This window comes from Spirosoma jeollabukense (genome assembly GCF_054777855.1).
Window position 1 is genome coordinate 107,016 of the sequence record NZ_BAAHAD010000010.1, and the last position, 11,945, is coordinate 118,960.

At 45.2% G+C, this 11,945-nt stretch carries 11 protein-coding genes; 4 read left to right on the plus strand and 7 right to left on the minus strand.

All coding sequences use genetic code 11. From position 1 onward, the window contains the following. Positions 1-149 precede the first annotated feature (149 nt). Positions 150-551 carry a hypothetical protein gene (locus tag ACYVEA_RS26985; protein WP_461116537.1) on the plus strand — a complete coding sequence of 134 codons (402 nt, stop codon included), beginning with the start codon at positions 150-152 and terminating at the stop codon, positions 549-551. A gap of 111 nt (positions 552-662) precedes the next feature. Here ACYVEA_RS26985 and ACYVEA_RS26990 read toward each other — a convergent pair whose 3' ends face one another. Both ACYVEA_RS26990 and ACYVEA_RS26995 read right to left on the minus strand, forming a co-directional pair. Continuing rightward, the gene (locus ACYVEA_RS26990) at positions 663-2,549 is read right to left on the minus strand and encodes an alpha-amylase family glycosyl hydrolase (RefSeq protein ID WP_461116538.1); all 1,887 of its coding nucleotides are present in this window, start codon (positions 2,547-2,549) and stop codon (positions 663-665) included. 167 nt (positions 2,550-2,716) lie between these two features. Continuing rightward, positions 2,717-3,109: a hypothetical protein gene (locus ACYVEA_RS26995; protein ID WP_461116539.1), complete on the minus strand. Its 393-nt coding sequence runs from the start codon at positions 3,107-3,109 to the stop codon at positions 2,717-2,719. A 391-nt stretch (positions 3,110-3,500) separates the two neighbouring features. Here ACYVEA_RS26995 and ACYVEA_RS27000 point away from each other — a divergent pair, with 391 nt between their 5' ends. After that, positions 3,501-4,169 carry a TetR/AcrR family transcriptional regulator gene (locus tag ACYVEA_RS27000; protein ID WP_461116540.1) on the plus strand — a complete coding sequence of 223 codons (669 nt, stop codon included), beginning with the start codon at positions 3,501-3,503 and terminating at the stop codon, positions 4,167-4,169. Between the two features lie 881 nt (positions 4,170-5,050). Here the strand turns inward: ACYVEA_RS27000 and ACYVEA_RS27005 are convergent. The 4 genes from ACYVEA_RS27005 to ACYVEA_RS27020 all read right to left on the minus strand — a co-directional run bounded on the left by ACYVEA_RS27005 (position 5,051) and on the right by ACYVEA_RS27020 (position 7,443). Then, entirely contained in the window at positions 5,051-5,566 is a 516-nt protein-coding gene (locus ACYVEA_RS27005) for a hypothetical protein (RefSeq protein ID WP_461116541.1), read from the minus strand. A gap of 294 nt (positions 5,567-5,860) precedes the next feature. Beyond that, positions 5,861-6,412, minus strand: coding sequence for a hypothetical protein (locus ACYVEA_RS27010; RefSeq protein ID WP_461116542.1), 552 nt, complete (start codon positions 6,410-6,412; stop codon positions 5,861-5,863). 376 nt (positions 6,413-6,788) lie between these two features. Beyond that, entirely contained in the window at positions 6,789-7,148 is a 360-nt protein-coding gene (locus ACYVEA_RS27015) for a helix-turn-helix domain-containing protein (protein ID WP_461116543.1), read from the minus strand. Next, on the minus strand, positions 7,132-7,443 hold the full coding sequence (locus ACYVEA_RS27020) for a type II toxin-antitoxin system HigB family toxin (protein ID WP_461116544.1): 312 nt from the start codon (positions 7,441-7,443) through the stop codon (positions 7,132-7,134). Before ACYVEA_RS27020 ends, ACYVEA_RS27015 begins: the two co-directional genes overlap by 17 nt. A gap of 332 nt (positions 7,444-7,775) precedes the next feature. Between ACYVEA_RS27020 and ACYVEA_RS27025 the strand changes: the two genes are divergently transcribed. After that, entirely contained in the window at positions 7,776-8,285 is a 510-nt protein-coding gene (locus ACYVEA_RS27025) for a hypothetical protein (RefSeq protein WP_461116545.1), read from the plus strand. Positions 8,286-8,327: 42 nt separating this feature from the next. Further along, on the plus strand, positions 8,328-11,492 hold the full coding sequence (locus tag ACYVEA_RS27030) for a hypothetical protein (protein WP_461116546.1): 3,165 nt from the start codon (positions 8,328-8,330) through the stop codon (positions 11,490-11,492). Between the two features lie 258 nt (positions 11,493-11,750). On the opposite strand, the gene ACYVEA_RS27035 is transcribed toward ACYVEA_RS27030, so the two are convergent. Further along, entirely contained in the window at positions 11,751-11,945 is a 195-nt protein-coding gene (locus ACYVEA_RS27035; protein WP_461116547.1) for a hypothetical protein, read from the minus strand.

Sequence of the window (11,945 nt, forward strand, 5' to 3'; positions counted from 1 at the left end):
AATACAAACGAGGCTTCCCAAAGCCTCGTTTGTTATTTTTGGCCTTGCCTGTACTTATAGAAAGTAAGCTCGCCAAAAAAGCCAGGCCGCAGCCAATGCGAAATAATAGTATATTGGCCGGGCTTGAACGTACTCTTAAAACCACTCAAATGAAAATAATCATCCTAGCCACAGGACTTTTGTTTAGCTACTTCTCGCTGACGTTTGCGCAGACGCCAGCATCGGTAGAGAATGAAAAGTTTGTTTTTCTTAACAATGGCGTTACAATTGGTATGATCGTTAAGTCGGTGCTAAAAGCTGATAAGCAGCGGCTTAAGCTGACCGATGCGCAATTGCCCAAGGCCAGGGAGGTGATCACCAACGCTACGGTCAAGTATAACGACGGCGTCAAGAAACTCAAAGCGTCGGGAATGAGTCAGCAAAAATTAAGGGTTCTCGCCATTGCCATCGAGACGGAGAAAGTACATAATTACAAACCTATTCTAACGCCGGAGCAGTACGCGATTCTGGTAGCGAATCATAAGAAAATGTATCCCGAAAGTAAGGTGTAATGAATACTATCAGGTAGTTGGAAACTACGCAGAAAAATTACTCACAGGTAGCTGATAGACAACTGCTTATGAGGATTTTTTTGTTGGGAATTTAGCCTGGTAAGTTAAATACTACGTGTTCTGTCCGAAGATGACGAAGCCGGCGGCCGGGACGGTTAGTTGTACCGATAACCCGTTTCTAGCCTCAAGTTGCGCCTGCGTGCCGATCTGTACTGGATCAGTTGAATAAAAGCAAGTTAGTGTGTCACCTTGTTTATTAAGCGAATCATCAACCGTAACCCAGGCTGTTTTGGCATTATCTGGGTCTGTATTAATCGCTAAGAGAATTTCTGTTTCACTCAAAATTCGGGACCAGGGAACAATAGAGTGAATTTGACCACCAAGCAATGTTGGCAACCCAAAATGCTGACCATCGCCGGAAATTGGTCGCAAGTATTGACGTCCCCGACGTAGCGCGGCATTGTCTTTTCGCAACTGAATGATTTTAGCCAATTCCTGATAAACCGGACTATCCTCATTGAAAAAGTGCACGCCCTTGCTTTCATACGAGCCAAAGCTACCGCCAAACATGGCCTCTCGGATGTAACGGTCTCCGCCATTCCCGCCACCGTGCCCGTTGAAGCGCTGCTCAGTGCCGTAATAAATGCAGGGGATACCAAGCGTTGATACGTTGATTGCCAGCGCATTGAGTACCAGTTTCGCCTGGCTGGGGTTAGCGCAAAATCGTTCTTTAGGATCTCGTCCAACCTGATCATGGTCATTGAAAAAGGTAACCACTTTATTCCGAAACCAAGTGTGCGTACCTTTGCCGATCAATTCAGAATTGCGAAAAAGGCTGAAATACTCATTGGGATCACTCAAGCCTTTGACCAGGAATTCCAGTTTACCAGGAATATCGGCTATGCCTAATGCCGCATTCAGCCCAGTTAGTTGCATCGTGTTAAACGCAAACTTCCGATCGCCAGTGATCTCACCGATAAGCAGGAAATTGTCCTTGCCAATACTCTGCGCAAATTCATGCATGGTCGACGTGAAGAAGCGAGTAGCTCCCAGGTCCATGTGCTTCACCGTATCAATGCGAAAACCGTCGATATCGGCAAAGGCTATCCAATATTTATAGACTTCGGCTAAATCCTGAAGTGCCTGGGAAGGGAGGTAATTATCGACATCGCCTGCGCCATGATTTACATCCTTGAGGTCGAAGAAGTCTCCTTCCCGAAACTCGGGGTCATAATCAAAGTTGGTGATACGTCCCTTTTGGGTATAATAACCAGGGTTCTGAAACTCGACCGGCCAGATCGCTCCGTTTCGATCCGGGAAACCCGCTGGATTAGTCAGATCAGTATGTACAAAAGGTATGGTAGGATTGCCCGCCGGGTCATTGAATCCCAGTACCGGATAAGGATTTCTGTCCCAGCGGGGATCAAAATGGCCATCCGTCTGATAGTTGGGCTGACGGGTAGGATCGTAGCTAAAAATATCTCCGACATGGTTAAGAATAATATCCAGTATTACATAGATGCCATGATCGTGAGCGATTTTTACCAGGTCTTTGAAATCCTGGTCTGTGCCAAACTGTGGATTTACCTGAAGAAAGTCCTGTATGCCATACCCATGATAGGTTTCCTGAAAATGCACTTGTTTAAGCACTGGGCTAACCCAGATGGCTGTGATGCCCAGGCGCTTAAGGTAGCCAATCTTGCTGGTCAACCCTTTTAGGTTTCCGCCAGCGTATTTTCCACCGGCCGCTCGCCATTCCGCTGCATCTGTTTCATTCTGTACGGCATTCCTGCTATCGGCTGGTGTGAAGGCGGGGGTTGTACCAGAGGTTACCGTGAACCCGGCTATATTCTTATATCCCAGTTCATTATTGTCGGAGAAGCGGTCGATCAACAGGAAATAAAATACGTGGTCTTCCCAGGCTACGGGTGACGGATGGTAGTTGCCTGGCGGCTTTAAGGACCGTAAATCCAGTTGTGATAACTGCGTAATAGCCATACGTATCGTGGATAGTCATTAGTAGTTTGAAACAGCGTTGATAGCTTGAAATCAACTGGTGAACCATCCAAAATAGGGCAAAATAGATACGGCAGGCAACGGGGATTTTCCCGTATTTAGTGAGGGGAAACGCGAAAACGTTTTACCCTTCGAACTATAAAAGGCTTCTAATCAATATAACGGGGAATAGGAATATGCTCAAATTCGGCAAATGCCTGCTTGACTTGTTGCTCTGTCCACTCCGGCGTTGGTGGATCGGGTTCTGAAGCAGGACTTGTATAGTTCGGGCCAAATTCACTGCCATTGGCTATGTATAACAAACGCTCGTCGCGGTATTCCATGTTGTCGGGCAACCTTTGTAGCATCCCGAATGCGTCTTTACGTTCCGCTACTAACTTGCTATTAAAGCGTTTGAAGGTCTCCCAATTTACATAAGCGGTGTTCGCATCAATGTCAAGATAACCACCAGAGAGTAAGTTCTGGGTGTCGAGGCTGGCAACGTAAATAACCGTCAACGTAACGGATTGGCCAGCTTTATAGAATGTCCAGGTTAATTTCATGGTGCTTAAGGTAGCGATAACAAACTTAGCAACAAAAGTTACAAGTCCACTTCTTTCAGTCATTCCTAGCTATTAGATAAGGACTAGTTTACTTAACCCACTACAAGAGGTCAAAAAGGTGCTTTAGGAACTAACGGGCTATGGTAGTGTCATTTTACTTAAACTGTGGCGCCAGAGGAATGCTTTGTTTTAGCCACTTATACTAAAATATATACACAACACAATTGAGTAAATTATACTAACTAAATGGTTGAATATGGAATTTCCGTCACTTAGGGGAGATGTACGCCTGTTAATTATAAATTTATTAAAAAAAATAGTATCAAAAAAGTGACTATTTGAAAACTATTGAGTCTAGTAATATAACGTTATCAACGTATTGCAAACTAATATGGAAAAACAGCATCGCAATAGAGTCGCTACTACCCAACGTATTGTGGACGCGTTGGAACAAGTACTAACAGAACATGGATTGGAGGGAGTAGCTATTGGTGCTATTGCCGAGAAGGCCCAGGTGAGCAAAGTCCTTATTTATCGCTATTTTGGTGGCCTGGAAGGGTTATTGGAATACTACGTACGAATGGGGCGCATCGTTCCTCATTACACACCCGCCTGGCTGGAACAGATTCAACCCTTTCAACCAGGAGAATTGGCTTCTGTTTGGTCTAATCAATCCCTGCAACTCTTTCGCCAGTTACGGGCTTCCCGAGCTTCTCGTGAATTACTCAAGGCTACCGTTCAGGAAAAAGATTCATTGAACGACGTAGTTAGCAGTAGCCTGGATACGGAACTGATCCGGTTGGTTAATCAACTGGCTTTTGTCGAAGGGGGAGATCATCAGGCTACTTCAGCCGTAATATTAGGTGCTTTGTCTTTTCTGACCATTCAGGCTCAGAACGACCGTCCTATGATTGGGCTGGATCTACGTAGTGAGGAAGGCTGGAAACGGATTGAAGAAGTTGTTAAAGGATTCTATAAGGTCATGGCTCAAGTGGCTATCGATTCGTCTACGGGTCGGACAGCGGTTAAGCCATCCAGCGTAGCGGTAAGCACTTGGTAGACAATAGTTAGCGTACTTGAATAGTTATGAAAACGACTCAAAGAGGCAATAAAGCAAATCTAAAACAGTACCGCACTCAGCTCAATGCAGTATCCAGCATAGTGAGTGAAGCACCAGGGGATCTGAAACAGCCTTCAGTATCCTGGAATTGGCTACACTATTTTTTTCACCGGCCGTTTTATAGTTCACGCAAGCGCTAAAGTAGGGCGTGAATGTGCCGACTTTACAGGCCAGTTCCTTAGGAGCTGGCTTTTTTCAATTTAATCAAGGCGGGTCTATTCATTGCTGCATAATTGGACTGGCGTGGATTTGGCTCGTTAAGGCCTAAAATGACGTAGTGCCGCCAAAACAATATATCCAACTAACTGCACAAAAGAATTAATAAATGACTGGTAGGGAGAACAGATAATCAGCTTGTTTTCTGGAGTACTATTTAAACTAACGGCACACTGCCTAAAAAGAATAACGCCTAACTAACTTATTTCTAGTTAATCAGGCGTCGTTTTTGTACCGGGAGCCGGTACAAAATATCTAGTTTAAGCTGTTGGTTATCAGCTATATAGTCGATGACAAGTAACAAATAAGAACCAAATATTGCGAAGGCAGGTAAAAAATTTATCGAAAGGTCAATTTATTTTTAATAAAACCTCCATATTTCATGCATACCTAGACCGGCCTAGGAGAGTGAAGAGAGCCGATAATCCGACACTGAAACTAGTAACGGATAAACAATGTAGAGCCGTTGTACTATTAGCTGGTTCTGATATAGGAATGGATAGGAGAGGGACTGGCACAGTGTAAAAAGGTGATCTCGAACTTATCCTTAAATGGTAGTAAATAACCAGATAACTAAGACCGGATATTTATTTCCTTCCGTGGACTTACATACTACCAATTAAGCGATTTTGCTTATTTATCGTTTTTTCAACCCAAGATTTTTTCCAAAACCCCTTTTCACTTTTTAATCCATCATGAATATTGGAATTACCCCTAACAATTAAGTAAAGTGCCCCAATAAGGCTAATCCAAGATGCAGTTCCAAACCCTTTATCTAAAATTTGCAATCGAATAGTTATCAAGAAATAACTATAGCTTGAAATAGCAAAGCCAACCTCGCTTATGCCATACCAAAACTGGTTCGACTGCTTAAACTTAAATAGCTGAACGCCAGCGAGAAAAATTAGTAATGAGAGCCAGGGTCCAGAACTAGGTGTAGAAATCCAATGCTTTATAAGTACATCCCAGCCCAATGACTTTAAAAGTTTAGGCAAAAGGTCAGTGAAGCCATAAATAACAATTGTAACAATTGTCTCAAGGCCAACTATTACCACTCCGAACGGATTAAAGGCTATGCTTGGTTTATTCGTCTGAATGGTCTGTTTATTTTTTAATTTCATTTCTACTTGTAACGATTATTAATCTATTGTAAAAATACACAATCATTAAGGTAGGTATGTTATCGTAAAAAGAGTGGCAATTCGGGTTTTAAGGAAGGAATATTTTGAAGGTGAAGCCTATTGTTCATTTGACCAAAATGTCAAACGAGAAACCGGCGCTACCGTAAAGAATGAGTCGCAAGTAATCTTCTTTTTCCCTAATAATTCCCTGTTACCAACTACTTTTTATACCTGTTTTGAGCCTGTTAGCAGGTGATAGTAGCAAAGTACAATATGTCCCTAATTTATCTACGTTTAGCGATATCCATAAGGTACGAAGCTAATAGTCAGGTTTGCACCAGTTAGGTAATTATAGCCCCCCGAAAGCATAATCAGTTTGGAGGCTAAGTAGTCAATTCTTCCGCCAAAGCCATAGGCCAATTCTGATTGAGTAATCATGTGATAGCCTCCCGCTTTGAATCTCTTATCTGAATAGTTTCGATAAGCCCCATTGGTGCCAATACAGCCGTCTACCCCAATGGCCAACCTGTCCGTCAGCCAAAAGTCATAACCCGCCAGGAATGCAATAAAATAAGTATTGCTGCCAATAACAGCGGTGCCGTAGTTCGACAGTCGACTACCTTCTAATTTTCCTAGCTGGCCATTAAATTGATAGAGATAGCCTGCACGAAACATACTCCTATTTCGCTTGTAAAGAACTTCTAGTTGCAAGGCTTTTTCTGTACCAAACCCAAAGCCTATACCAAAACCGTTAGCCAGATTAAAAGCTGAATGTGGTTCTTTGTCCTTAATTCTAGCAATTTCCTCTTCTGTTGGAAAGGTTGAAAAGTAAGCAACATAACCCAATGCACCTTTACTTTCAATTACATTCTACTGACCTGGTACTTTGGGTTGGCCCAAAACCGCAATAGTGTCACCTGGCATCAAGTCCGGCAGATGTGTGCTTTTTACATTGCGATCCATGTACCAGGTTGATTTCTCCGAGATCACATAGTAATGTCGTTCAACTGAACCTTTGGCGGCTTGCCTTATTAGCTTGTGCGAACAAGAGGCAAATATGCACAATAGCACAGAAAAGCAGATTAGCTTCATAGGTCTTGCATAGTGTGGTTTCCTGCGAATGAATACCACTAGCACTTAATGCTCAACCTAGATTTATTATGCGGCAGTGAAATAGCCCTGAATCGACAAGAATTTAGGGTGAATGGTAAATAAAAAAAGCCTAATAGGCAGCTATCAAGCTTTCGGCAGGGATGCCAAGTATCGAGTGTAGTTTTCGAATCATTTCTAAACTCAGTTTACGTTTACCGCTCAGGATTTCGGACTGACGGGCCCGGGTACCCAGGATCTTGGCCAGCTCGCTTTTTTCCTTACCGAGTTGCTCCAATCTAAATGTAATGGCTTCTATAGGACTTGGCGGAGCTATTGGATAATGCTTGCTCTCATAGTCTTCTATGAACAACGCCAGCGCTTCCAGTTCGTTAGACTCGTCAGAGTCATCGGCTAAATCCAATTGCATGAGGTCGTACACGCGCTCTAAAGCGGCTTCGTATTCGGCCTCGGTCTTAATCACTTTTAGCATATTTAACTGTCTTCACATCGATTTTATCGTACTCGGCATGGGTGCCGATCCACACGATAAAGACGAGTTTCTTCTTAAATTCTATATCAGCAACCAAGCGGTATGAATTGCCCTTAATGTTAAAGACAAACCGTTTACCGGTTATAACATCCGCAGAGGGATAAGCCGCAATAACGTCACTGGGTTTCTCCCAATTGGCGCTTTCTACTTCAGCTACGAATGCTTCTAAACTGCTTTTAGATGTTGAATACGTTTTGTAAAAATTGATGATGTACTTCCGCGTAATTAGTCTCATGGGGACTGATGTTTTTTTGGAGGTCTGTGGTTTGCGAAGTCATGGATGAAACAGGTCTTTAAGTGAGAGTAAGTATGGAAAAGGATGCAATGATAATAAGCTGTAAAATTATGCTCCCAATATGGGAACATGGCTACTGTCTCCAAAGTTCACGATATGTAAAAGTTTATTTGCGCTCCAGGTACTCCAAGGATTTGCCTGCTTAAATCATTTCGTGTATATACATGAAGGTCAGCGACTTATTTAAAAATTAAAGGAGATTATCCGACCAACGTATACCAATAAGCGTTATATTAGAGAGACATCTATCAAGTCACTTTAACACCGTAACAATGAGTTATTATGAGCAGGAAGGGCGAACGTATATGAAGCCCGATTTTTTTTATGAATGCCAGGAGAAAGGATTGATTATTGATGCCAGTAAGGGGGGATTAGTGCAGGGTGCCGGTGAAATAATGGTTGTATCGCCTACTGAAAAAGGTGAGTTTATAATGAGCAGTCCCGTTATACCCTTTCAGTTTTTGGTAAATGCCTACGCCGATGAGGCATACAAAGCTGATATCAACGCCAGAAATTTACCGTGGCCACAAAGCTTCATGCTTTTTAGGCCCTACGCCGTTCCAAAAGGGATAACCGTTATTGATGCCAGCCCCAAAGAAGTGGATGGAGTCATCACAACGCCGTTTATTTTCTTTGATACGAATTTCGCGCGATTTCTTGGCCCTAACGTCGCCAGGGGGCACTTAGCCTGGTTGGAAAAGATCAATCAGGATGCCTGGAACAAAAGTGACCGATTGCTGTCGCTGAAGCCCTACGCCTACCTGCCCCGATTTGATAATTAGTCGTCAACCTCAACTTTTTAAACGTATACCCTACCAATCACTATGGGAGCAGCAACGAATATCCCAATAACCGCCACAACTACCGGGTACGTATCAGCGGTAGATGCCGCCAGACGAATAACCGATCTCCTTACTCGGGACATAGCCGATCTAGTTACCTCCTTCCAGTCATCGAGTGGAGCTTCGTCGACCTTCGAAGCCGGTTTAGGACGTAATAGTCAGGCAATGGGACGAGCTAGAGAATCCGCCAGGATGTTAGCGGATATAAACCGGGAAGGAGCCCGTCAGTTAAGTTCATATCAGAGCACATTCGCCTCCGTTCAGAACGTTGTAGCGGGTGGTTTTGCAGTCGATAAGTTACTAAGCTTCGGCAGTGCGATAACTGACGCTTCGGGCAAGTCGGAAAAATTCCTTAGCATTCTGACCAACGGCCTGCAAAGCGGATCCGGAGCCAAGGACCAGCTGCGGGGCCTGACTGATTTTGCCGCCGAAACACCGAACCAGTTGGAGGAATTAACCGGTTCGTTTATCAAGTTCGTCAACCGGGGGCTAGTTCCAACTAAAGAGCAACTGACCAATTTTGGTGATTTGGCTGCCTCACAGGGTAAAGGGTTTGACCAGCTCACAGAGGCCATATTAGATGCGCAGACGGCTGAATTTGAACGCCTGAAAGAGTTTGGGATACGGGCTTCCAAGTCAGGGGATCAGGTAACGTTGTCGTTCAAGGGTGTTACCCAGACCGTCAAAAACAACAGTGAGGCTATTACCGGGGCCATTCAGAAGTTTGGTCAGCTTGCAGGTGTAGCCGGTAGCATGAGTGCCGTAGCACAAACGCAGGAAGGTATTGTCAGCAACCTGAGTGATACCTATGACCGGCTACTGGTCGCGTTGGGCAATAGTGGGATATCCGGCGGTTATAAGTTGGCACTCGGTGCAGCTTCAGACTTTCTGAAAGTCGTTACCGATTTGATTGGCACCTCCCCGGTTGAGGATCTACGTAATCAGCAAAGTGAGCTCAACGGCCTGGTCGGTGCAATCGCCCTGGCTAATGACAATGAAACGGTTCGACTGAGTCTGATTCAGCAATTAAATCAGAAATACCCTGAATTTCTGGGTAACCTGGGTAGTGAGTCAGCCACGACGGATCTGTTAGCCCGTCGACTGGCTGATGTCAATACCCAGTATGAGAAAAAGATCAGAATTGCCCTGGGTGAGGAGAAAATCAAGAAGGCGACCGAGGAAATGACCGCGGCTATCAGGGTCCAACAGGATGCGTTAGAACACCTAGCCTTGTCATCAGGCAAACCCATTACCGAACTGGAGAAACTGACCAGTAAACAGCGGATCGAACTGGCCAAGCAGATCGCTCAACAAAAAAAGGCCTCCGAATTTCGTCCCAGCTATTTCGGGCAAAGTGCGGGTAACCCTGCTGATTTTATTGCCTCAGCCTTGGAGAATGGAGCGGCCAAACAGAAGAAAGCACAGGCGGAGCTTAACAAGCTGATGGGAGATAATACCATCCGGCAAGCCGATCTAACCAAAACGACAGTCGATGGCTATCAGGCTCAAATCAAGCAGATTCAGGAGAAAATCAGACTGCACCAGATTGACAAAAAACTAGGTGAGAGTGAAATCACCCGGTTGCAGGGTCAGATCGGTACTACTCAGGGCAAACCGGCTGTAGCGGTGGGTGGTCCTACCGGTTCCGCCTATGATGACTTAAAGGCGGATGTTGACGCAGCTAGCAAAAAAATCAGAGATTTTGTTGCTAAAAACGGGGTAAAGGTCAAGATTCCGATTTCTCTGCAAACGGATTACGAAAGTAAAGCAGCCGCCTTGAAAGCAGCTGAGGATGCCGTTAAAGACATCAGCCCCAAATCCTCGACGAAGACGTCAGGGAAGAGCGCCACTGCTCAACAAACCGGTGATTTAGCCATTCTGAAACGGTACGTTGCCGAACTGGAAACCCAGATTCAAAACCTGGGGGGTAATGCTTCTCAAGAGTTAGTCGATAATCTGGCAAACGCTCGATCTGCGGTTGAAAGCATACAGGCCTTGACCTCGAAGAATCAGAAGACTGATATCCTGGGTATAAACGCCATTCTCGGCCCTGGCACCGATCTACGGGCCGCGGCTATTGTGGAACAGTTTGGTAAGCTGAAAGAGTTGCTACCACCGGGCTTTTTCGTCAAAACAGGAATCAATGATTTCTTGACTGATGTGCAAAAGGCCAGGCCTAGCTTAGAGGCTATAGAGAAAGAGATTCAGGCGATACTGGCTACTATTGCCGGGTTAACGCTGAATAATCTAGCTGTACCGCCCAAGCTAATGCAAGAACTCAAAGCATTGAAAGAAGCGCTGGCCGCGGCAACCAATGCGGCCAGCTCAGCCAATGCCCAAACTGAGACGGGGGACGGGAATGATAGCAAATGGACGGAAAAGGCTCAGAAGCGAATCGATGCCATGAAAGCGGCTGGCAAGAAGGTCAATGTCACGGCCGTGGAATTGGGTCAACAGATGAAAGCTGCTGCTATGATGTTTACACAGGCCAGCTTTGCGGCTCTGGAGTCGATTGGGACCGCCTTGGGTAGTGGGGGTGATCCGCTGAAAGCGGCTCTTCAAAGCATAACTGATACCTTAGGCAACTACTTAGTCAAACAGGGGGAGGCCTTGGCATTAGCGGCTTTGTTCGAAGAAACGGCAGCCGTGGCCGCTGGTCCCTTCGCTCCATTGCTGTCCATACCGGTAGGTTTTCAGTTAGCCGCTGCGGGGGTTATGATTGCCGGTGGAGCCGCCGTGAAGGGGATCGGCAAGTATGCCAAAGGGGGCGTATTTGATTCGCCGACACTGGGTTTATTTGGTGAATATCCCGGGGCGGGCTCTAACAAGGAGATTGCCACACCCGAGCGATTGATGGCCAAAATATTCAAACAGGAGCTGACCAGTTTTAGCCAACTCTCATCCATAAAATCCATGAGGCAACCTGATTTTGCTTGGATGACTGACATCAATAGAACTCCGAATATGAATTGGATGAGTGAACGGCTCAGCCGAAATTCGAACGTAGGGTTTGATCGATTAAGAGACCGGCAACCTGGCCCGTCGACCGTACACCACAAAATAGAGGTTGGTGGGGTTATTAGTGGGTCTGATCTGAAGGTGATACTACGTCGGGCCGAATCATCCGCCGGATCATTCGGACGATAGTAGAAGCCTAGCAAGACAGTTTATAAGGGTGCCCCGTCTAGGTGCACCCTTATTTGTTATAACATATGATAGGGGGCATATATATGTTCACCACTTCTGCCAGCTAAACCGTGGGTGTAGACTCACACGTATCGTGGCAAAATTCAGATTTTTTCAGGCCTTGGCTCAGTAGCCTAAGTACCTGTTTTTCACAATCATTACCTCCTGTTTAAGTACTCAAAACAATTGCCTTTAATTAGGTAAATAAGTTGCTACACTTCAATCCTGAGATTTCTTTGAGGAAGGCCGGGTAACGATGCCCGATAACCTGCCGCTTCCTTTCACCGCTCCCTGACCACGTTGCAAAATCAATCCAACAGATTGCAACTGATCAGGACTAACAGATAATTCGGTGGTATCTGTGTTTGTGTCAACTTGGGACTTCAAGTCCTCTGGTTTGATATAAGATTCCAT